Here is a 20,976-nt window from a genome sequence, read left to right as displayed (position 1 = left end):
GGGAGGCGGCCTTCACCTTGTGACGGACCTTGTCCTAGTGGACCGCGTAGGCGCGGATCACCTCCTGCGACAGGGTGTTGCCGTTGACGTCGGAGGCGTTGAGCCGCAGCGAGACGAACCCGGAGGGCGAGCGGCCGATGGTGGCCTCGTAGGAGCGCTCGCCCCTGTCACGCAGGCGGGCCTTCGTCCAGGTGGCGCCGTCGTCGTACGACACCTCCAGCGAGACGTCCTTGATCGCGCTCTGCTCCGCACCCTCCTGCTGGTAGAGGGACAGGCCCAGCTTCCTGCTCGACCGCGCCTGGTTCTTCAGGTCCACCGGCGCGTCGAACGTGGCCAGCAGCAGCGGCACCACGGTCGTGCCGTCGGCGCGTTCCGAGGTGAAGGTCCAGGCGGCCTTCGTGCGGGTGGACAGCTTCGCCCACCCGGCCTCGTTGGTGACGTCGTACTCGATCCGGTACGTCCCCTTCTCCGGCGGGAGCGTGCCCGAGCCGGAGGGCAGGTAGTTTGTCTGCCACAGCAGCGTGTCGCCCTGGTAGAGCCGGAAGTCGGTCTTCAGGCCGTGCTCGAAGTCGCTGGTGTAGGCCGCGCCGTAGTTCCGGTCGGCGTCCACGAAGCCCTGCATCGACAGGCGGAGCAGGTCGCCCTCCCTGCGCAGCGGGTTGCGCGGGTTGATGCCGGGCAGCAGCGGCTGCTTGAACACCGTCCGGCTGACCCGCTCCCCCTTCTCATAGGGGCGGAACTCCGGCGACGACAGGCCCATGAGCACCGTGTCGGGGTGCGGCCACATGTTGTTGTAGGACCGCTCGGGGCTGCCCGCCGACGTGCTCCACCGCAGCTCGGGGTCCGGGGTGACGTAGTCCGTACGGGTGCGCGGCGTCTTGGCCATGGGGTGGTTGGTGGAGATGGAGGAGGTGTCCCACGGCTCGAAGACGAACCTGGCCTCGTTCACCGTCACGTCGTCGGCCAGCTGGCTGTGGTAGCCGGTCTCGATCCTGGCCAGCGACCTCGACCTCACCACGTACGTGAGCGAGTCGCGCACCCGGCCCTGCTCGCGCAGGTACAGGTCGTACAGGTACGGGCTGGCGACGACGCCCTTGGCCACGATCGGCACCGGCAGGCGGCGCAGCCGTTCGACCAGCTTCGTCCCCTCCTCGTGCGTCAGGCGCACGGTGGGGACGGACAGCTTGACCCGGTTGCCGCCGGTGGTGACGTCGGCGCCGGGCTTGTCGCTGTAGACGGCGACCATGGCCGCCCCGGCCGCCGCCGCCGCGTTGGACTGGGTGGAGACGGGCACGCCGTCGGTGCGCCGGATGACGGCGAGCTTGCCGCGCAGGTCGCGGGCCTTGATCTCCTCGGCGCTGCCCCGGCCGGCGTCCACGGCCATGAGCAGCCGGGTGCCGTCCAGGCGCGGGTACTCGGTGGCGAAGTCGCTGAACTGCACCGGGTCGACGTAGTACGGGTCCAGGCGCAGGCCGAGCGTGGAGAAGGTGATCTGGGGGGCGGTCAGCCGCCAGCGGGTGGCGACGGTGAAGGTGCCCTTGGTGACCTTCCTGGTGGGCTGCACGAACAGCCGCTCCTCGACCTGCCCGCCGGGCGTGATCGTGGTGCCGCCGCGCAGCGCGGTGCCCTTCCCGGCCGAGCGGTACCACATGAGGGCCGCGGCGGCCCCGGTGTTGCGCTTGGTCCTGTGGTCGGGCGTCTTGACCTCGACCTCGACGGCCTTGCGGGCGTCCAGGACGACCTCGGTGTTCTCGGTGATCGTCATCTCCGGATCGCCGAGCAGGCTCTCGTTGAGCGGCTTGCCGGTGGCGGTGCTGTCCTGGGTGGCGGGCATGGTGAAGATGTGGCCGAGCACCGAGTAGGTGCCGGGCTTGACGAGCAGGCAGGTGCCCGAGCCGTACTTCTGGTCGGTGCAGGGCTGGGACGGGTCGCCGGGCAGCACGCGCCCGACGAGGGTGCCCTCGTCCAGGTTGAGCACGGTGAAGCCGCCGCGTCCTGGGCGGCCGTCCCTGGCGATGCCGCGCACGCGCAGCTCGACCCGCTTCACGTCCACGCTGCCGGTCAGCAGCGTGCGCACCGTGCCCCCGCCGCCCGCGAGGGTGGCGGTGAGCTCCTGGCGCAGCAGCCCCGGCCGGTCCGCCGAGGCCGTCACCCGCACCTCGGCCGTCCCTCCGGCCGGCACGGTCAGCTGGGCGGGCTCGACGGTGAACCCGTCGCCTGCCGACAGGGCGAGCTCGGCGGGGGCCTGGCCGAGGTTGTGGTAGCCGACGGTGAGGCTCTTCCGCTCTCCCACGGTGAGCTTGCCGAAGCCGGCCGACCCCGTGGAGGCGGCGACCGTGCCCTTGAGCGCGGCGGCCACGTCGATGCGGCCCGCGCCCTGGGCGTCCACGGCGATGCCCTCGCCGGGCTCGGCGGCGGCCATGAGCAGCGACTTCAGCTCGTTGCCGGTGACGCCGGGGCGGGCCTGGCGCAGCAGCGCGGCGGCGCCCGCCACGTGCGGGGTGGCCATCGAGGTGCCGGACAGCGTGAGCTCGCCGCCGCCGGTCCTGGCGGCGGTGATGTCCACGCCGGGGGCGGTGACGTCGGGCTTGACGGCCAGGTCGGCGGTGATCGGGCCCTTGCTGGAGAAGTCGGCGAGCTTGTCCTGCTTGTCCACCGCGCCGACGGTCAGCGCCTCGGGGGCGTCGCCCGGCGAGCCCACGCACTCGTCGCAGCCGCCGTTGCCGGCGGCGACCACGAACAGCGTGCCGTACTGGCGGGTGAGCTCCGTGACGGCCGCGGTGAGCGGGCCGCCCTGCTCGGGGCTGCCGAGGCTCATGTTGACGATCGCGGCGTGCTGCTCGCCGGCCGCCCACTCCATGCCGTCGATGATCCAGGACAGCTGCCCGTAGCCGTCCGCCCCGAGCACGCGCCCGCTGAGCAGCGTGGCGCCGGGCGCGACGCCCTTGGCGACGCCGCCGGCCCCGATGCCGGCGATGGTGCTGGCGACGTGGGTGCCGTGGCCGTGGGGGTCGCCCGCGGCGCTCTCGCCGGTGAAGTCGCGCTGGGAGGCCACCTTGCCCGCCAGGTCGGGGTGGGTGGCGTCCACGCCGGTGTCGAGCACGGCCACGGTGGTGCCGGTGCCGTCGTACCCGGCGGCCCACGCCTCGGGAGCGCCGATCTGCGGCACGCTCTGCTCCAGGTCCGGCTCCACCTTGCGGTCGAGCCAGATCTTCTCGACGCCGGCGAGCGGGCCGGCCGCGCGCAGCGCCGGCGTGGCGAGCCTGGTCAGCTCGGCCCCGAAGGCCGCCGCGTCGTCCGTGGCGACCTGGACGGCCGCGCCGCCGATGCTCTCCAGCGTGCGCACCTGCTTGACGGCGGGGATCGCCGCCTTGGTGGTGTTGCCGGTGTACGTGAGGATCAGCGGGATGGCCGAGCCGTAGCCCTGCTCGGCTAACGCGGTCACGTTGAACAGGGCGCTGTCGAGCCGCTGGGGGACCAGGGTGGCGACGTCGTCGGGGATGACGGTCAGGCCGTCGTCCGACTCCAGCACCTGGAACGTCGGCACGGACCCGTCCGCCCGCGGCGCCGGGGTGACCGTCACGGCGTGGTGCCCGCCGTCAACGGCCCGCACCTCCACCTGGTCGCCGGTGATCAGGGTGATCTCGTCGCTCGCGGGGGCGCTCGTGAACGCCCCCGGCGGCGAGGTGGCGTCCGCGTGCGCGCCGGGCGCCGCGAGCACCGAGACGACCATGACCATGGAGACGGCCGCAGCCCGCCATCGCCCCATGGACGACCTCCAAGAAATAGGTGAGCCAGAAATGCGGTAAGCACGAATACCGCATTCCTAGTCATCCGGGGGTGACGGTGTCCATGAGGTTGATGTGGCCACTTCCCGACTTGTCGCGAATCCGCCAGCACGCCGGCGCAGGGGGCCGGCCGCGCCTCAGCGGCCGCGCCGCAGCGAGGTGACCAGGCGGCGGCCGAGCAGGACGAGGTAGACCGCCCACCCGGCGGCGAGCAGGGCGAGCGCGGCCACCGGCGGCCAGCCGGGCAGCTCGGCGACGGCCCGCCGTACCAGCGTCACCGTGATCGGCACCGTGTAGAGGGCGAAGAAGCCCAGCCCGAGCACCCGCCCCACCACCAGGAACCACGCGTAGACGCGGACGCTGCGGCGGGCCGGGACCGGCCGGCGGGCGAGCGCCGCCCGCAGGTACGCCTGCGCGTCCGCCATCAGGTTCTTGTCCCCGGCGGCGTTGGCGAAGGCGTAGTAGACGTCGGTCCGCATGAAGAACAGGAACTGCCAGGCGATCTGCGACAGGCAGATGAGCACCGCCAGCCGCACGAGGGGCAGGTCGGCGGCGTACAGGACGCACGTTCCCGCGCAGACCACGAACCAGTCGGCCCGCATGCCGGCCAGGTGGGCGCGGTAGCGGGCGCGCCTGGGGACGCCCCAGATGCCGGTGATCCTGGTCTGCACGACCAGGAACTGCAGCCGGGTGCCGAGCGACAGCTCCGCCCGGACGCCCAGCGACCGGGCGGCGGCGATGTGGCCGAGCTCGTGCACCAGCACGAGGATCCACGAGCCCACGGCGAACGCGACGGTGAAGGTGAGGCTGTCGGACCACACCAGCGACGACAGTCCGGGCATGACCCGCGGCTCGGCGACCGCGGCGGCCACGGCCGCGGCGGTCAGCAGCAGCAGCGCGGCGTGGGCGGGGCGGGAGAAGAGCCAGGCCACGTGGCCCGGCCGGATCCGGTCCCAGAGGTTCGGGCGGGGACGCGGCCGGCTCAGCAGCCCCGCCCCTTCGAGGCCGGTGACGAACTCGGCCACGTCCACGTCCACGCCATGCTCGGCCAGGACCCGGGCGCGGGCCTCCTCGGCCGTCCTGGTGCCGTCGAGCGCCGCGATCACGGCCGCCGCCACCCCAGGCACGTTGACGAACGTCTCGCCGTTGCCGATCACGTAGTCGTCCGGCCCGTCGGCGACGACGCTGAGGAACGACAGGTCGGTCCTCACGTCCGCGACCACGAAGGCTCCCCCGCCGGTTCCCTCACGCGCAGACCTCGCAGTCGGGCAGCCGGTCGAAGTCGCGGGTGGTGGTGGTGAGCGTGAGCAGGTCGAGCCAGACGCCGCGCCCCTCGATCGCCGGCGCGCCGGTGCCGGTCAGGTGGCGGATCACCTCCGAGGCGAGCACGCCCGACACGATCCCGCACAGCGGCCCGAACGACGGGATCGTGCGGCCGGGGTTGTCGCTGACCGGCAGCGTGGCGGAGCCGTAGCGCTCGGCGAGCGCGCGTTCCTGGCAGGCCAGGCAGCCGGTCCTGCCGGGCACGACGAGCGGCCCGAGCAGGCCGACGTGCTGGTTGAAGCCTCCGGTGACGAACGGCGTGCCGGCCTCGACGCAGGCCCGGTTGACCCACCGGCCGATGTGCGGCTGCGGCGTGTCCACGGTGTTGACCACGAGATCGGCGTCGGTGACGACGTCGCCGGGGCCGGTGATGCGCCGCTCGACCTGCCTGACCTCCAGGTCGGGGCAGTGGTCGAGAAGGGTGCGGGCGGCGGCGGCCGTCTTGGGCTCGCCGACGTCTCGGGGGGAGTAGAGGTGCTGGCGGTGCAGGTTGCTGAGCTCCACCCGGTCGTCGTCCAGGATCGTCAGCCGGCCCACGCCGGAGGTGGCGAGGTGGAGCGCGACCTGCCCGCCGATGGCTCCCGCGCCCAGCACCGCGACGTGCCTGCCCGCCAGGCCGGCGACGGCCGCGGCGGCCTGCTCCGCCGGATGGAACATGGACAGCCACAGGCCGAGCCGGGACAGCCTCGCGTCGCCGGTCACCGCCTCCAGTTCGGCGTCGGTGACGAGGATCCGCGCGGCCCTGAGCTGCTCGACCGCCGCGTCGACGTCGGCGGGTTCGACACCGTCGACGAGCTCGCGCAATTCGCGCTGCTCGACGGGCGACTGCGCGCAGAGCCGGATCAGGCGGCGCAGCGGCGGCGGGGCCGGGTCCAGTATTTGGCCGGTCGGCGGGAAATCGCCGAGCCGGACCCGCCCATGCGTCTCGTCAATGAAAAGAGGAAAAGCCGGATTCACCTGAATCCTTGCCATGAAAGCCGCTCCAGGGCAGGTCGGAGGCGGGCCTCCTGCGGGCGGGGGCCTCCGCAGGAGGCCGCGCGAACGGTCAGCAGCTGTTGCTGTTGCCCGTCGTCTCGACTTCTTCGACCTTCTTGATCTCGATCGTCATGTGCGATCCCTCCGTCGATCTCGATTGGCCGATGTGATAGTAAATTAAAACGCCCGAGAAAGGGGAGACCCAATGTAAGGAAATCGCGTTATGTCCGAGTGAGAAAGTCGAGCGCGCGCTTCCACATGAGCGCCGCCGACTCCGGCGCGTAGTCGGGCAGGCCGGGATCGGCGAAAAGGTGCCGCTCCCCCGGATAGACGAACCGCTCGAACCCCGGCCCCACCGCCGCCGCGAGCCGGTCGATCTCCTCCACGTCCAGCCACGGGTCGTGCTCGGCGTAATGCACCTGCACCGGGACGCCTCGCGGCCACTCCCCCTCCGGGGCGACCCCGCCGTGGAAGAGCAGCGCGCCCCGCGCCATCGGGTGCGTCGCGGCGAGCGACTGCGCCCCGTACGCCCCCAGCGAGAACCCGGCGAACACCACGGGCCCCGTCACGTCCTCGCCGATCCGGCGGAAGCGGCGCTCGATCTCCCCGAAGCCGAGCGCGTCGCGCTTGCGCAGGCCGGACGCGACGTCGGCGAAGATCTCGCCGTCGTAGTAGTCGGGCGTCCGCACGACGTGCCCGCCCGAGCGCAGAACCTCCGCCGCCACGCCGACCCCCGGGCGCAGGCCCTGTGCGGAGTGCAAGAGGACGATCTCTGCCATGACGACTGTGTACCACCGGGACACGGGGTGGGCCAGCGTTGCCCGGCGGGACCCGATTGCTTAACGTGCTACAGGGCGATTTATCACCTTTTCAATCGCCTTTTCCGCCTCTACATGGGAGCCGCCTGACATGCACGATGACCGCAACCTGGTCGAGGCCCGACTGAAGCGGGTGCTGGACGAGCGCGTCCGCCCGGCCGTCCACCCCGAGTCCGTGCCGCTGGAGGTGGCCGTCTGGCACGCGCCGGGAGAGCCCGTACCGGTCGCGGAAGGGCTGGCGGCGACCCCGGAGCCGATCGCGCCCGGGACGGCATGGGGCGCGCCGTGGGGCACGAGCTGGTTCACGGTCACCGGCACGGTGCCGGCCGCGTGGGCGGGCAGGACCGTCGAAGCCCTGCTCGACCTGGGCTTCAACGAGAACTCGCCGGGCTTCCAGTCCGAAGGGCTGGTCTACCGCCCCGACGGCTCCCCGGTGAAGGGCCTCAACCCCCGCAACCAGTGGGTACGCGTCGGCTCCCCCGTCTCCGGCGGCGAGCGCGTGCACCTGCACATCGAGGCCGCCTCCAACCCGGTGATCCTCGGCCGCCCGGCCTTCCAGCCCACCCTCCTGGGCGACAAGGAGACGGCCGGCACCGAGCCGCTCTACCGGCTGGGCCGGATGGACCTGGCCGTCTTCGACGAGACCGTGTGGCAGCTCGTGATGGACCTGGAGGTGCTGGGCGAGCTGATGGCGGAACTGCCCGCCGACGGCGCCCGGCGCTGGGAACTGCTGCGGGCCGTCGAGCGCGCGCTGGACGCCCTCGACCTGCAGGACGTGGGCGGCACGGCCGCCGCCGCCCGGGCCGAGCTGACCGGCGTCATGTCGTCCCCCGCGGCGCCGTCGGCCCACCGGATCAGCGCGGTCGGGCACGCCCACATCGACTCGGCGTGGCTGTGGCCGCTGCGCGAGACCGTGCGCAAGGTGGCCCGCACCGCCTCGAACATGACCGCGCTGCTGGAGGACGAGCCGGACTTCGTGTTCGCGATGTCGCAGGCGCAGCAGTGGGCGTGGATCAAGGAGCACCGGCCCGAGGTGTGGGCGAAGGTGACCAAGGCGGTGGCCTCCGGCAGGTTCGTCCCGACGGGCGGCATGTGGGTGGAGTCCGACACCAACATGCCCGGCTCGGAGGCCATGGCCAGGCAGTTCGTGCACGGCAAGCGCTTCTTCATCGACGAGTTCGGCATCGACAACGAGGAGGTCTGGCTGCCGGACACGTTCGGGTTCGCGGCGGGGCTGCCGCAGATCATCAAGGCGGCCGGGTCGAAGCGGCTGCTCACGCAGAAGATCTCATGGAGCCAGACGAACACGTTCCCCCACCACACGTTCCTGTGGGAGGGCATCGACGGGACGCGGATCTTCACGCACTTCCCGCCCGTCGACACCTACAACTGCTCGATGAGCGGCCGGGAGCTGGCGCACGCCGCGCGCAACTTCAAGGACAAGGGCGTCGCGCGCCACTCGCTCGCGCCGACCGGCTGGGGCGACGGGGGCGGCGGCACCACGCGCGAGGTGGTCGCCAAGGCGGCCAGGGTCCGCGACCTGGAGGGCTCGCCGGCCGTCACCTGGGAGCCGCCCGCGGCGTTCTTCGCCAGGGCCGAGGCCGAGTACCCCGACCCGCCGGTCTGGGTGGGCGAGCTCTACCTGGAGCTGCACCGCGCCACCCTCACCAGCCAGGCCAAGACCAAGCAGGGCAACCGGCGCAGCGAGTCGCTGCTGCGCGAGGCCGAGCTGTGGGCGGCGACCGCGGCCGTACGCACCGGGGCGCCGTACCCGTACGAGGACCTGGACCGGATCTGGAAGACGGTGCTGCTGCACCAGTTCCACGACATCCTGCCGGGCTCGTCGATCGCGTGGGTGCACCGGGAGGCGCGCAGGACGTACGAGCGGGTGGCCGAGGAGCTGAACGGCATCATCGACGCGGCCCAGCGCGCCCTGGCCGGCGACGGCGACCGTACGGTGGTCTTCAACGGCGCGCCGCACGCCCGCCGTGGCGTGCCGGGCGGCGGCGCCGGGGCCGGCTCCGGCGCGGGAGAGGGACGGGCGAGCGCCCGCGACGGCGGCGGTTTCGTGCTGGAGAACGACCTGCTCAGGGTGGAGATCGACGCCCGCGGGCTGGTGGTCTCGGCCTACGACCGGACCGCGCGCCGCGAGGCCGTGGCGCCCGGTCAGGCCGCCAACCTCCTGCAGCTCCACCCCGACTTCCCCAACAAGTGGGACGCCTGGGACGTGGACCGCTTCTACCGCAACACGGTCACGGACCTGGTCGAGGCCGACGAGGTCCGCCTCGACGGCGGCACGGTGCGCGTGCGGCGCTCGTTCGGCTCGTCCTCGGTCACGCAGACGCTCTCGCTGGCCGGCGGGCGGCTGGACATCGACACGGAGGTCGACTGGCACGAGACGGAGAAGTTCCTCAAGCTGGCCTTCCCGCTGGACGTGCACGCCGACCGGTACGCCTCCGAGAGCCAGTACGGCCACGCCTTCCGCCCCACGCACACCAACACGAGCTGGGAGGCGGCCAAGTTCGAGGCGTGCAACCACCGCTTCGTGCACGTGGAGGAGCCCGGCTGGGGCGTCGCGCTGGTCAACGACTCGACCTACGGCCACGACGTCACCCGCACGGTCACCGGGTCGGGCACCACGACGACGGTGCGCGCCTCCCTGCTGCGGGCCCCGCGCTTCCCCGACCCCGAGACCGACCAGGGCGTGCACCGCTTCCGCCACGCGCTCGTGCCGGGTGCGGCGATCGGCGACGCGGTGCGCGAGGGCTACTTCGTCAACCTGCCCGAGCGGCGCGTGACCGGCGCCGCGTCCGAGCGGGTGGAGCCGCTGATCGCGGTGGACGACGACGCGGTGGTGGTGACGGCCGTCAAGCTGGCCGACGACGGGAGCGGCGACGTGATCGTGCGCTTCCACGAGTCCAGGGGCGGACGGGCCCGCGCCACGCTGACGCCGGGCTTCCCCGTCGCCGGGGTGGTGGCCACCGACCTGCTGGAGCGCCCGACGGGCGAGGGCTCGCTGACCGTGTCGCTGCGCCCGTTCCAGCTGGTCACCCTGCGCCTGAAGCGGGCCTGACCGCCGCCGGGCCGGGCGGAGGTCCCGCAGGGGCTAGCCGCCCAGGCGGGGCGCGTACGTGGCGTGGAAGACGAGGGAGGCCGCGCCGATCGCGGCGGCGTCGTCCGCGATCGGCGAGGTCTCCACCCGCACCGCGTGCAGCCGCCTGGCCAGCGGCCGGTCCGCCACGGCCCGCGCGATCACCTCCCGGTAGATCTCCCCGGCCGCGCCGAGCGCCGGCCCGCCGAGCACGAGCAGGTCGATGTCGAGCATGTTGACCACGCTCACGGCGGCGTCGGCCAGCCGCCCCGCCACGTGCTCGATCGCCCGCCGCGCCGCCGGCTCGCCCCGGGCGGCGGCGGCGCAGACGTCCGCGTGGGGCAGCCCCGTGGCCGCCTCGATGGCGCTCGGGCAGCAGACCGCCTCCACGCAGCCCCGGTTGCCGCAGTAGCACTCCGGGCCGTCGGGCTCGACCGTGATGTGGCCGAACTCGGCCGCGTTCAGCGACCGGCCCCGGTACACCTGGTCGTCGAGGAAGATCCCGCCACCGATGCCCGTCCCCAGGTACAGGTAGGCGAAGCTGGGCGTGGCACGCGCTGTCCCGGCCCACCGCTCGCCGATGGCCGCGGCGGTGGCGTCGTTGTCCACGGTCACCGGGAAGCCGGCGTGCCGGCACAGCAGCGCCTTGATCGGCACCTGGTCCCAGCCGGGCAGCCGGGGCGGCGAGATCATCACGCCGTCCGCGTCCAGCGGCCCCGGGCAGGCCAGCCCCACCCCGAGCACCTTGCCGTCGGGCACCCGCGCCTCGCGCAGGATGCGCCGCGCGGCCCTGGCCATCTGCCGGACCACCGACTCGGGACGCAGCCCGGCGCGTACGGGCAGGCGCGACCGCGCGACGGGCCGTCCGGCGAGGTCGGCCAGCACGCAGGAGATCTCCTTGGGGTCGAAGTGCACGCCGACCGCGTATCCGGCGGCCGGGTCGACGCGCAGGATCGTGCGGGGCTTGCCGCCGCCCGACGGCTCGGACCCGTCCTCGACGACGAGCCCCTCCTCCAGCAGCCGGCGCACGATCACGGAAACCGTCTGCGCGGTGAGCCTGGTGCGGGCGGCGATCTGGACCCGGCTGATGCCGTCGGAGGCCTGGATGCTCTCCAGCACCACGGCCCGGTTGTAGCTCCCCACCTCGGGCAAATTCGTGCCCAGTCGCATGTGAGACATGTCACCACAAAGTGTTGACTTAGTAAATCAAAAAGATTTACCTTCTGCGCAAAGCCCAGCCAACACGGGGAGACCGTGATGAAACGTACGCTGGCCGGTTCCCTCCTCCTCCTGACGGCCGTCGCCGGATGCGGATCAGACCCCGAAGAGCCCGCCTCCGGCGGCAAGGAACTCGAGGTGCTCTACAAGGTCGAGCCCACCTGGCCGCATCTGGAGAAGATGCTCGGCGACGCGAAGAAGCAGTACGAATCCGCCCACCCCGGCGTCACGATCAAGCTCACGCCCGTCCAGGGCAACAACGAGGCCTACTACACCAAACTGGCGCTGCTCAACCGCTCCCCCGACTCGGCTCCCGACCTCTACTACCACGACACGTTCCAGGTCAACGCGGACGTCGCGGCCGGCAAGCTGGCCCCGCTCGACGACTACCTGGCGAAGTGGCCCGACTGGACCGCCCAGTTCCCCGACTCGGTCAAGCAGGCCGCCAAGGGCCCCGACGGCAAGATCTACGGCGTGCCGATCAGCACGGACACGCGCGGCCTGTGGTACCAGAAGGACGTCTTCGCCAAGGCCGGCCTGCCGGTCCCGTGGGAGCCGAAGACGTGGAACGACGTGCTGACGGCGGCCCGTACGATCAAGCAGAAGCTGCCCGGCGTGGTGCCCTTCAGCATGTACTCCACGAAGATCCACGGCGAGGCGTCGACCATGCAGGGCTTCGAGATGCTCCTGTACGGCACGCCCGGCGGCACCCTCTACGACGAGACGCAGAAGAAGTGGGTGGCGGGCGGCAAGCAGTTCACCGACGCGCTGGCGTTCATCAACACCATCTACCGCGAGGAGCTGGGCCCCAAGCAGGCCGACGCCCACAACGCCAAGCTGTCCGACAAGAACAACTTCGAGTGGTTCCCCGACGCCAAGCTCGGCATCGCGCTCGACGGCGCGTGGACGGCGGCGGCGTGGAAGCCGACCAGCACCAAGCCGTGGCCGCAGTGGCAGGACAAGATGGGCTGGACGGCCATGCCGACGCAGAACGGCGAGGCCCCCGGCGCGGTCAGCATGTCGGGCGGCTGGGTCATGGCGATGAGCGCCTTCACGAAGAACAAGCAGGAGGCGTTCGACTTCATCACCGTGGCCACGAACAAGCAGAACTCGATGACGTACTCCGTGGGCACGGGTGACCTGGCCCCCCGCAAGGACGTGGCCGCCGACCCGAAGTACAGCGCCGACAATCCGAGCGTCAAGTTCTTCACCGACCTGGCCTCCGTGACCCACTACCGGCCGGCCTTCGAGGCGTACCCGAAGGTGTCGGCCCAGATCCAGGAGGCCATGGAGGCGGTCACGACCGGCTCGCGCAGCCCTGAGGAGGCCGCGGCGGCCTACGCCGAGGCGCTGCCCGGAGCCGTCGGGGGCGCCGACAAGGTGCTCGCCCCATGACGGTCACCGCCGCGCCGCACCCGCCCGTGACGAGCCCGCCGGTGCGCGGCTCGGCACGGCGGGGGGTGCTGCGCTGGCTGCTGCCGCTCGGACCGGCCCTCGTCCTGCTGGTCCTCTTCCTGGCGGGGCCGATCCTGTGGAGCGTCTACATCGCGTTCACCAACGAGGCGCTGACGGGCTCGGCCTCGGTCGACTCGCGGTTCGTCGGCCTGGCCAACTTCGTCAAGCTCTTCGGTGACCCCAATTTCCTGAACTCGTTCCTGCTGACGTTCGTCTTCGTGATCGGCTCGGCGGTCATCGGCCAGAACACCCTGGGCCTGGTCATCGCGCTGCTCCAGCGCGGGCGCGGCCGGGTGACGCGCGGCGTGGTCAACGGCGTGGTGATCGCCGCCTGGGTCGTGCCGGAGGTCGTGGCCGCGGCCTGCTGGTTCTCGTTCCTGGCCGAGGAGGGCACGCTCAACACGGTGCTCGGCATCTCGCAGGAGTGGCTCTACACGGCGCCCATGCTGGCGGTCATCCTGGCCAACATCTGGCGCGGCACGGCCTTCTCGATGCTCGTCTACTCGGCCGCCCTCTCGGAGGTGCCCGCCGACCTGCTGGAGTCGGCCGCGGTCGACGGCGCGGGTCCCGGCCGCCGGCTGCTGCACATCACGCTCCCGCTGATCCGCCGCTCGATCATGGCCAACCTCATGCTGATCACGCTGCAGACCCTGGCGAGCTTCGGGCTCATCTACGCGCTGACCGGCGGCGGCCCCGGCACGGCCAGCCAGACGACGCCGCTCTACATGTACGAGCAGGCGTTCCGCTACTTCGAGATCGGCTACGGCTCGGCGATCGCGCTGGTGCTGCTGGTGATCGGCGCGCTGTTCTCGCTGGTCTACCTGCGGCTGATCAAGGTGGAGGAGGCATGACGAGGCCGGCCGCCCGGGGGGCGGCGCTGCTGGCGCTCGCGGTCATCACGCTCGCCTTCCTCGGCCCGTTCCTGTGGGTGCTGATCGCCTCGTTCCAGCCGGAGGCGACCCTGGCCGCCCAGCCCACGCTCAGCTTCTCGCTGGACAACTTCAAGGCGGTGCTGACCTGGGAGACGATCATCCTGCCGCTGATCAACTCGGTCGTCATCTCGGGCGCGACCGCCGTGCTGACGGTCCTGGTGGCCGGGCTGGCGGCCTACCCGCTCTCGCGCTACCAGCTGCGCTACCGCCGCCACTTCATGCTGACCCTGCTGTTCACCACGGGCCTGCCGGTCACGGCCATCCTCGTCCCGGTTTACGCGATGTTCTTCCGCTTCAACCTGTACGGCTCCGTGCCGGCCATGGTGCTGTTCCTGACGGCGAGCTCGCTGCCGTTCTCGATCTGGATGATGAAGAACTTCATGGACGGGGTGCCGGTGAGCCTGGAGGAGGCCGCCTGGGTGGACGGCGCGGGGTGGCTGCGGTCGCTGACCGCGGTGGTGGGGCCGCTGATGGCCCCCGGCGTCGCGGTGGTGGCCATCTTCGTGTTCGTCGGCCAGTGGGGGAACTTCTTCGCCCCGTTCGTCCTGCTGGACACCCCGGAGAAGCAGCCGGCGGCGGTCACCGTCTACACGTTCTTCTCGCAGTACGGGCAGGTCGCCTACGGGCAGCTGGCCGCGTTCTCGATCCTCTACACCGCGCCGGCCGTCGTGCTCTACGTGGCGGTCAACAAGTACCTGGCCGGCTCGTTCAGCTTCGCCGGCTCGGTGAAGGGCTGAGCTCCTCCCCCCGGCGGGCGCCCGCCGGGGGGGAGGAGGCCGGGGTCAGGCGCAGGTGTAGCCGGAAGGCGTCTGCGTGTTGCCGTTGGGCCGGCTGACCTGGAAGCCGAACGAGGTGCTCGCGTTCGGCGCCAGGGTGCCGTTGTAGGCGGCGTTCTTGGCGGTGACGGTCTGCCCGCTGACGGTGACGGCCGCGTTCCACGAGCCGACCAGCGTGTGCCCGCTGGGCAGGGTGAAGGTGACGGTCCAGCCGGTGATGCCCGAACTGCCGGTGTTGGTGACGGTGACGGGCTGCACGACGTACCCGCCGTTCCACTGGGTCTGCACCGTGGGGGTGGCCGTGCAGGTGCCGCCGGGGCCGGGGCCGCCGTCGCCTTCCGTCGTGGTGAAGGAGCCGGTCGAGGAGTTCGACGACAGGTTGCCGGCGCCGTCACGCGCCCGGACGTACACCTGGTACTGCGTCGAGGCGCTCAGCCCGGTCAGCGTGATCGAGTTGGTGCTGGACTGCCCGAGCAGCTGGTCGTTCGAGCCCTGCTCGCGGTAGACGTTGTAGCCCGCCAGGCCGCTGCCGCCGGTGTCGGTGGAGGCGGTCCAGCTGAGCTGGGCCGAGTTCGAGGTGACGTTGCTCGCCGAGGGCGTGCCCGGCGTGCTCGGCGGGGTGGTGTCGCTGCTGGAGCCGCCGGCCAGCGCGTCGTGCACGGCGGTGTAGGAGGGCTTCTGCTGGTAGTTCTCGTCGTAGATCAGGGCCGCGCCCTGGCCGGAGAACGTGTCGGGCACCCAGGAGTACTTGTCGGTGAAGCCCCAGATCGTCACGCCAGCGCAGGCGGTCACGGCCATACAGGCGTTGACGACGTTGCGGTAGTACGTGGCCTGGGTGGCGTCCTTGGAGGAGCTCCTGGGCATCTGCATGCGCACGTCCAGCTCGGTGATGCGCACCTGGACGCCGAGCGCGGCGAAGCGCTCGAGGTTCTGCTGGAAGTCGTTCGGGAAGCCGTACTGGATGGCGAGGTGCGTCTGGAAGCCCACGCAGTCGACCGGCACGCCCTGCTGGCGCAGCGACGAGACGAGGTTGTAGATCGCCGTGCTCTTGGCGTTGATCCCCTCGGTGTTGTAGTCGTTGATGCACAGGCGCGCGTCGGGGTCGGCGGCGCGGGCGGCGCGGAAGGCGTCGGCGATGTAGCCCTGGCCGAGCGTGTTGTACCAGAACGAGGTCCGGTAGTTGCCGTTGTCCTCGAAGGCCTCGTTCACCACGTCCCAGGAGACCACGGCCGGGTTGTCCGCGTAGCGGCCGACGACCTGGCTGATGTGGTTCTGCATGGCGGTGCGCATGGCGCTGGCGCCGAGGTTCTGCACCCAGCCCGGGGTCTGGTTGTGCCAGACGAGCGTGTGGCCGTGCACCTGCATGTCGTTCTGGGTGGCGAAGTTGACGATGGCGTCGGCGCCGGAGAAGTTGAACTGGCCCTGGCTGGGCTCGGTCGAGTCCCACTTCATCGCGTTCTCGGCGGTGACCTGGTTGAACTCGGTGGCGGCGATGGTGCGGTAGGAGTTCTCGTTGGAGAGCGGGCTGGTGGCGAGCGCCGCGCCGATGAACTTGCCGCGGGCCGCCGCGTGCGTGCGCAGGGGCGCGGAGGCGTCGGCCGAGGTGGTGGGCAGGAGGAAGGCGGCGAGCACCCCCGCGACGGTGAGGGCTCTGAGGAGTAACGACGAATGCACGGACATCTACCTCCGGAGGGCAGGCACTCGATTCCGAAAGCTTTCGACCCCGTTGGATCGCATCGCAGACGGTATTGACATGCGAGAGCACGGTCAATGGGCAGATCGCACGGTCGCTAAACCAGCAGTTGGAGACCGGAAACTATCGGATCCCACATGAAACTTTCATGGGCCTTGTCCGCCGGACGCCACGGGTGAAGATTGGTGGGGAATCCCTCAGAGAAAGGGCAGACCCATGACGGACGGGCTCGTATTATCCCCCGGCTCCGGCCAGTCACTCGGATCCATGGGCATGACGCTCAAGGTGGGGGCGGAGCAGTCGAAGACCTGGTCGGTGTTCGAGAACACCATCGCGCCGGGCTTCGACGTGGGAGCCCACTTCCACCATCACGCCGAGGAGCTGTTCTACGTCCTCGACGGCGAGCTGGACCTGCTCGCGTTCCAGCCGCGCACGATCAGCGAGGGGCCGTGGCAGAGCTGGGAGTCGGAGAGCGGCGCCAGAGTGGTGCGCGGCGGCCCCGGCAGCCTCATGTACGTGCCGGCCGGCTGTCCTCACGCTTTCTCCAACCCCGGCACCACGCCGACCAGGATGCTCTTCGTCGTCACCCCCGCGGGCCACGAGCACTACCTTCGGGAGCTGGGCGAGCTGCTGTCCCGCCCGGGGCCGCCCGACCAGGCCGCGGTGATCGACCTGCGGGCCCGGTACGACATCCAGCAGCTGTCACCCATCGGCCTCGGCTGAGCCGTTCCCGCCGCCCTAGCGCGACGTACCTACCGGTCGGTATCGTGAATTCACCAGAATAATCGTCCAGCCGGGAGTTCTGCGCATGTCCCCTACGCACGCCCAGGTTCAGGCCCAGCTCACTGGACCCGGCCAGCCGTTCGAGATGGAAGAGATCGGCGACACCGGGATCCGCACCTGGAAACACGCGCCGGCTCACTTCCGGGCGCTGCTGGAGCTGAGCAGGAGCCACGGCGAGCAGGTCTTCCTCGCGTACGAGGACGAGCACATCACGTTCGAGGACCATTTCCGCCGCGCCGCCACCCTGGCCCGCCGGCTGGTCGACGAGTACGGCGTGCGCAAGGGAGACCGGGTGGGCGTGGCCATGCGCAACTACCCGGAATGGGTGATCTCGCTGTCGGCCGCGCTGGCGGCGGGAGCGGTCGCCGTACCGCTCAACGCGTGGTGGACGGAGGCCGAGCTGGGCTACGGCGTGAGCGACTCCGGCGCCAAGGTGCTGATCGCCGACGGCGAGCGCGCCGCCCGGCTCGCCTCGACGGGCGTCCCGCTGATCGTCGCCCGGGGCGAGGTCCCGGACGGCGCCCGCGCGTTCGACGAGGTCATGGGCGAGATCGCGGCCGACGTCCGGCTGCCCGACGTGGAGCTCCGGCCGGAGGACCCGGCCACGATCTTCTACACCTCCGGCACGACCGGCAGCCCCAAGGGCGCGCTGGGCAGCCACCGCAACCTCGGCCAGTCGCCCATGACCGTCAGCTACGGCTTCGTGCGCGCGATGGCCCTGGCCGGCAAGGACGCCGCCGCCGGGGCCGGCGTCCGCAGGGTCACGCTCCTGACCGTGCCCCTGTTCCACGTCACCGGCTGCTTCTCGGCCCTGACCACCTCCATGTTCGGCGGCGGCGGCCTGGTGCTCATGTACAAGTGGGACGCCGGGCAGGCGCTGCGCCTCATCGAGCGGGAGCGCGTGACCGGCATGATCGGCGTGCCCACGAACGCCTGGCAGCTCATGTCCCACCCCGACTTCGGCAAGCACGACCTGTCGTCGCTGTCGAGCCTCGGCTACGGCGGCGCGCCCGCCCCGCCCAAGCTCCTGGAGCGCATCACCCGCAACCTGCCCAACCGCGCGCCCTCCAACGGCTACGGCATGACCGAGACGACCGCCCTGGCCATCGGCAACGGCGGCGCCGACTACCACGCCAGGCCCGACAGCATCGGCCGGCCCGTGCCCGTGGTGGACGTGCGCGTGGTGGACCCGGCGGGCGCCGAGCTTCCGGCGGGCGAGGTGGGCGAGCTGTGCCTGCGCGGCCCCAACGTCATCATGGGCTACTGGAACAAGCCGGAGGCGACGGCCCAGACCTTCGTGGACGGCTGGCTGCACACCGGCGACCTGGCCAGGCTCGACGACGACGGCTTCGTCTACATCGTGGACCGGGCCAAGGACATGGTGATCAGGGGCGGGGAGAACGTCTACTGCGCCGAGGTGGAGGCGGCGCTGTTCGACCACCCGGCGGTGGACGACGCCGCGGTGATCGGCGTGCCGCACGAGGAGCTCGGGGAGGAGGTCGGCGCGGTCATCCGGCTCGTGCCTGGCGCCTCGCTCGCCACGGAGGACCTGACGTCGTTCCTCGGCGACCGGATCGCCAAGTTCAAGATCCCCGTTCACTTCTGGTTCCGCGAGGACGAGCTGCCCCGCAACCCCGGCGGCAAGATCCTCAAGACCCACCTGCGCAGGGAGATCCTCGGCGCCTGACCTCTCGCGAGGCCCCCCCGCTCGGAAGGTGGGCGGGGGCCTTTCGCCATCCTGGGCCGGGGCGTGACCACCGTCACAACTCATTGCGTTTCCCCAGGTCGAGCGAGCCATGGCCGCGCTCCCTTACGTCGCGGGTAATCGCGCCCCCTACGTGCCGGCTGACATCTTTCAGGTGTCGCGAAACACGCCGCCGTAAGGGAGCCAGGGACATGACCAACGCCTTGACCGTCACCGCCGACCGGACGAGGTTCCTGCGCCTCGCGCTGGCCGCCGACGCCGTCGTCACCGGCGTCAACGGGCTGGCCTACCTCGCCTTCGCCGCCCCCGTGAGCGACCTGCTCGGCCCCGGCGCGGGCCCGCTGCGCGGCATCGGCGCCTTCCTGCTGGCGTACGGCGTCGCGGTCGGCCTCCTCGCCGCCCGCCGCACGATCAGCCCGGCCGCCACCAGGGCGGTCATCGCGCTGAACGTCATCTGGACGCTCGGCAGCGTGGTCGCCGTCGTGACCGGCGCCGCGGATCTGACCACCGCCGGCGCGATCTGGACCATCGCCCAGGCCCTGGTGGTCGGCGTGTTCGCCGAGCTCCAGATCACCGGCCTGCGCAGGACCCGTACCAACTGACCCCGAAGGGAAACGATGATGAACCTCCTTGACCGTTACCTCGCCGCCTGGAACGAGACCGACCCCGAGGCCCGCGCCAAGGCCGTGGCCGAGCTGTGGACCGAGGACGGCACCTACACCGACCCGCTGGCCGACGTGAGCGGCCACGCCGCGATCGCCGCGGTGATCGAGGGCGCGCGGGGCATGTTCCCCGGCATGGTGTTCACCCCGGGCGAGCTGTACGACGCCCACCACCACATCGCCCGCTTCACCTGGCACCTCGGCCAGGAGGGCGCGGAGCCGGTGGTGGTCGGGTTCGACGTGGTGGAACTGGCGGAGGACGGGCGGATCCGCTCGGTCCTCGGCTTCCTCGACAAGGTGCCCACCGCCTGACCCCTCCTCACGCCCAGCGGTCCCCGGCCACCTCGCCGGGGGCCGCTTCCGCGCGAACCGGCCGGCCCCCGCGCCTCGGCGTACGTGATCGCCGACGTGCGAAAACAATTTGCCCGAAGCCCCTCCGAACTCGGACAATGAACGCTCGTGCCGACCGGAACCAAGCGCCTCCTGCGCCACTTCTCGATAGACCTGAGCCCCCTGCGCGACTCCCGCGACTACCGGCTGCTGTTCGCCTCGGGCGTCATCACGATGTTCGGCACGATGATCACCATGGTGGCCGTCCCCTACCAGATGAAGGAGCTGACGGACTCCTACCTGGCGGTCGGCCTGGTGAGCCTGGCGGAGTTCGTGCCGATGGTGGTGTGCGGGCTGTGGGGCGGCGCGATCGCCGACGCGCTCGACCGGCGCAAGATCATCCTCATCAGCGAGCTGGGTCTCCTGGTCACCACCGCCGCCCTCACGGTCAACGCGCTGCTCCCGAGCCCCCAGATCTGGGTCCTGTACGTGATGGGCGCCGTCTCCACGGGCATCTCCTGCCTGCAGCGCCCCAGCCTGGAGGCCGTGTTCCAGCAGGTCGTCAAGCACGAGCAGCAGGCCGCGGCGGCGGTGCTGTCGAGCCTGCGCTGGAACTTCGGCGCCATCGTGGCCCCGGCCCTGGGCGGCCTGCTGGTCACGGCGTACAGCCCGGCGGCGGCCTACGGCCTCGACACGCTGAGCTTCGTCCTCTCGCTGGTCCTGCTGTGGCGCATCAGGTCGCTGCCGCCGGCCGAGGACGCCGCCCCCGCGTCACTGAAGTCGCTGGTCGAGGGCATGCGGTACGCGGTGGGCCGGCCCGACCTGATGGGCACCTACCTGGTGGACATCGCGGCCATGGTCTTCGCCATGGCCACGTCGCTGTTCCCGTTCCTGGCCGACGAGCTGCGCGCGCCGGAGGCGCTGGGGCTGCTGTACTCGGCCGGGGCGGTGGGCGCGCTGATCGCCTCGATCACCGGCGCCTGGACCGCCCGCGTGCAGCGCCAGGGCCTCGGGGTGATCGTCGCGGCGGCCCTGTGGGGCGCGGCGGTGGCGCTGTCCGCCCTGGCCCCGAACGTGTGGGTGCTGGTGTTCTGCATCGCGCTCGCCGGCGCGGCCGACATGGTCAGCGGCATCTTCCGCAGCACCATGTGGAACCAGACGATCCCGCGGGAGCTGCGCGGCCGCCTGGCCGGGATCGAGCTGCTCTCCTACGCCTCCGGCCCGATGCTGGGCAACGCCCGGGCCAGCCTGATGGCCGGCGTCGGCGGCACCCGCTTCTCCCTCGGGGCGGGCGGCCTGCTGTGCGTGGCCGCCGTGCTCGGCCTGGCCGCCGCGCTGCCGAAATTCCGCAGGTACGACGCCCGGACCGACGAGTTCGCCCTGGCCGAGAAGGCCCGCAGGCAGGCCACCCCCGCCTGACCCACCGG

At 71.5% G+C, this 20,976-nt stretch carries 15 protein-coding genes; 9 read left to right on the top strand and 6 right to left on the bottom strand.

Annotation, left to right across the window (positions count from 1 at the left end; all coding sequences use genetic code 11):
* Positions 1-34: 34 nt before the first annotated feature.
* The 4 genes from FH608_RS23610 to FH608_RS23595 all read right to left on the bottom strand — a co-directional run bounded on the left by FH608_RS23610 (position 35) and on the right by FH608_RS23595 (position 6,865).
* Complete coding sequence (locus FH608_RS23610; protein ID WP_139632727.1) at positions 35-3,769, bottom strand: S8 family peptidase; 3,735 nt, start codon at positions 3,767-3,769, stop codon at positions 35-37.
* Positions 3,770-3,925: 156 nt separating this feature from the next.
* On the bottom strand, positions 3,926-5,011 hold the full coding sequence (locus tag FH608_RS23605; RefSeq protein ID WP_139632726.1) for a PqqD family protein: 1,086 nt from the start codon (positions 5,009-5,011) through the stop codon (positions 3,926-3,928).
* Positions 5,012-5,033: 22 nt separating this feature from the next.
* Complete coding sequence (locus FH608_RS23600) at positions 5,034-6,083, bottom strand: ThiF family adenylyltransferase (protein WP_139632725.1); 1,050 nt, start codon at positions 6,081-6,083, stop codon at positions 5,034-5,036.
* Between the two features lie 224 nt (positions 6,084-6,307).
* Positions 6,308-6,865 carry a dienelactone hydrolase family protein gene (locus FH608_RS23595; protein ID WP_139632724.1) on the bottom strand — a complete coding sequence of 186 codons (558 nt, stop codon included), beginning with the start codon at positions 6,863-6,865 and terminating at the stop codon, positions 6,308-6,310.
* A 130-nt stretch (positions 6,866-6,995) separates the two neighbouring features.
* Between FH608_RS23595 and FH608_RS23590 the strand changes: the two genes are divergently transcribed.
* Positions 6,996-9,977, top strand: coding sequence for an alpha-mannosidase (locus tag FH608_RS23590; protein WP_139632723.1), 2,982 nt, complete (start codon positions 6,996-6,998; stop codon positions 9,975-9,977).
* 33 nt (positions 9,978-10,010) lie between these two features.
* Here the strand turns inward: FH608_RS23590 and FH608_RS23585 are convergent, their stop codons facing one another.
* Positions 10,011-11,165, bottom strand: a complete 1,155-nt coding sequence (locus tag FH608_RS23585) for an ROK family transcriptional regulator (RefSeq protein WP_139632722.1) — start codon at positions 11,163-11,165, stop codon at positions 10,011-10,013.
* 87 nt (positions 11,166-11,252) lie between these two features.
* Here FH608_RS23585 and FH608_RS23580 point away from each other — a divergent pair, with 87 nt between their 5' ends.
* The 3 genes from FH608_RS23580 to FH608_RS23570 are packed head-to-tail and all read left to right on the top strand — an operon-like array spanning position 11,253 to position 14,337.
* On the top strand, positions 11,253-12,608 hold the full coding sequence (locus FH608_RS23580) for an extracellular solute-binding protein (protein WP_139632721.1): 1,356 nt from the start codon (positions 11,253-11,255) through the stop codon (positions 12,606-12,608).
* On the top strand, positions 12,605-13,519 hold the full coding sequence (locus FH608_RS23575) for a carbohydrate ABC transporter permease (protein WP_139632720.1): 915 nt from the start codon (positions 12,605-12,607) through the stop codon (positions 13,517-13,519). The genes FH608_RS23580 and FH608_RS23575 overlap by 4 nt, the downstream gene beginning before the upstream one ends.
* Complete coding sequence (locus FH608_RS23570; protein WP_139632719.1) at positions 13,516-14,337, top strand: carbohydrate ABC transporter permease; 822 nt, start codon at positions 13,516-13,518, stop codon at positions 14,335-14,337. Before FH608_RS23575 ends, FH608_RS23570 begins: the two co-directional genes overlap by 4 nt.
* A 45-nt stretch (positions 14,338-14,382) precedes the next feature.
* Here the strand turns inward: FH608_RS23570 and FH608_RS23565 are convergent, their stop codons facing one another.
* Positions 14,383-16,056: an endo-1,4-beta-xylanase gene (locus tag FH608_RS23565; protein ID WP_139632718.1), complete on the bottom strand. Its 1,674-nt coding sequence runs from the start codon at positions 16,054-16,056 to the stop codon at positions 14,383-14,385.
* Between the two features lie 286 nt (positions 16,057-16,342).
* Between FH608_RS23565 and FH608_RS23560 the strand changes: the two genes are divergently transcribed.
* The 5 genes from FH608_RS23560 to FH608_RS23540 all read left to right on the top strand — a co-directional run bounded on the left by FH608_RS23560 (position 16,343) and on the right by FH608_RS23540 (position 20,968).
* Positions 16,343-16,792 carry a cupin domain-containing protein gene (locus FH608_RS23560; protein WP_226899812.1) on the top strand — a complete coding sequence of 150 codons (450 nt, stop codon included), beginning with the start codon at positions 16,343-16,345 and terminating at the stop codon, positions 16,790-16,792.
* Positions 16,793-16,877: 85 nt separating this feature from the next.
* Complete coding sequence (locus tag FH608_RS23555; RefSeq protein WP_139632716.1) at positions 16,878-18,539, top strand: class I adenylate-forming enzyme family protein; 1,662 nt, start codon at positions 16,878-16,880, stop codon at positions 18,537-18,539.
* 209 nt (positions 18,540-18,748) lie between these two features.
* Positions 18,749-19,159, top strand: a complete 411-nt coding sequence (locus FH608_RS23550) for a hypothetical protein (RefSeq protein ID WP_139632715.1) — start codon at positions 18,749-18,751, stop codon at positions 19,157-19,159.
* 18 nt (positions 19,160-19,177) lie between these two features.
* Positions 19,178-19,531, top strand: a complete 354-nt coding sequence (locus FH608_RS23545) for a nuclear transport factor 2 family protein (RefSeq protein ID WP_226899811.1) — start codon at positions 19,178-19,180, stop codon at positions 19,529-19,531.
* A gap of 147 nt (positions 19,532-19,678) precedes the next feature.
* Complete coding sequence (locus tag FH608_RS23540; protein ID WP_139632713.1) at positions 19,679-20,968, top strand: MFS transporter; 1,290 nt, start codon at positions 19,679-19,681, stop codon at positions 20,966-20,968.
* Positions 20,969-20,976: the final 8 nt, after the last annotated feature.

This window comes from Nonomuraea phyllanthi, assembly GCF_006334985.2.
Taxonomy (GTDB): domain Bacteria; phylum Actinomycetota; class Actinomycetes; order Streptosporangiales; family Streptosporangiaceae; genus Nonomuraea; species Nonomuraea phyllanthi.
Note: the sequence above shows the minus strand (reverse complement) of the source record. Positions and strands in the feature narration are given on the sequence as shown.

Coding starts and splice junctions, on each gene's coding strand:
- FH608_RS23545 (WP_226899811.1), top strand. CDS start 19,178: ATGAACCTCCTTGACCGTTACCTCGCCGCCTGGAACGAGACCGACCCC.
- FH608_RS23555 (WP_139632716.1), top strand. CDS start 16,878: ATGTCCCCTACGCACGCCCAGGTTCAGGCCCAGCTCACTGGACCCGGC.
- FH608_RS23590 (WP_139632723.1), top strand. CDS start 6,996: ATGCACGATGACCGCAACCTGGTCGAGGCCCGACTGAAGCGGGTGCTG.
- FH608_RS23550 (WP_139632715.1), top strand. CDS start 18,749: ATGACCAACGCCTTGACCGTCACCGCCGACCGGACGAGGTTCCTGCGC.
- FH608_RS23600 (WP_139632725.1), bottom strand. CDS start 6,083: ATGGCAAGGATTCAGGTGAATCCGGCTTTTCCTCTTTTCATTGACGAG.
- FH608_RS23575 (WP_139632720.1), top strand. CDS start 12,605: ATGACGGTCACCGCCGCGCCGCACCCGCCCGTGACGAGCCCGCCGGTG.
- FH608_RS23565 (WP_139632718.1), bottom strand. CDS start 16,056: ATGTCCGTGCATTCGTCGTTACTCCTCAGAGCCCTCACCGTCGCGGGG.
- FH608_RS23585 (WP_139632722.1), bottom strand. CDS start 11,165: ATGCGACTGGGCACGAATTTGCCCGAGGTGGGGAGCTACAACCGGGCC.
- FH608_RS23560 (WP_226899812.1), top strand. CDS start 16,343: ATGACGCTCAAGGTGGGGGCGGAGCAGTCGAAGACCTGGTCGGTGTTC.
- FH608_RS23595 (WP_139632724.1), bottom strand. CDS start 6,865: ATGGCAGAGATCGTCCTCTTGCACTCCGCACAGGGCCTGCGCCCGGGG.
- FH608_RS23570 (WP_139632719.1), top strand. CDS start 13,516: ATGACGAGGCCGGCCGCCCGGGGGGCGGCGCTGCTGGCGCTCGCGGTC.
- FH608_RS23580 (WP_139632721.1), top strand. CDS start 11,253: ATGAAACGTACGCTGGCCGGTTCCCTCCTCCTCCTGACGGCCGTCGCC.
- FH608_RS23610 (WP_139632727.1), bottom strand. CDS start 3,769: ATGGGGCGATGGCGGGCTGCGGCCGTCTCCATGGTCATGGTCGTCTCG.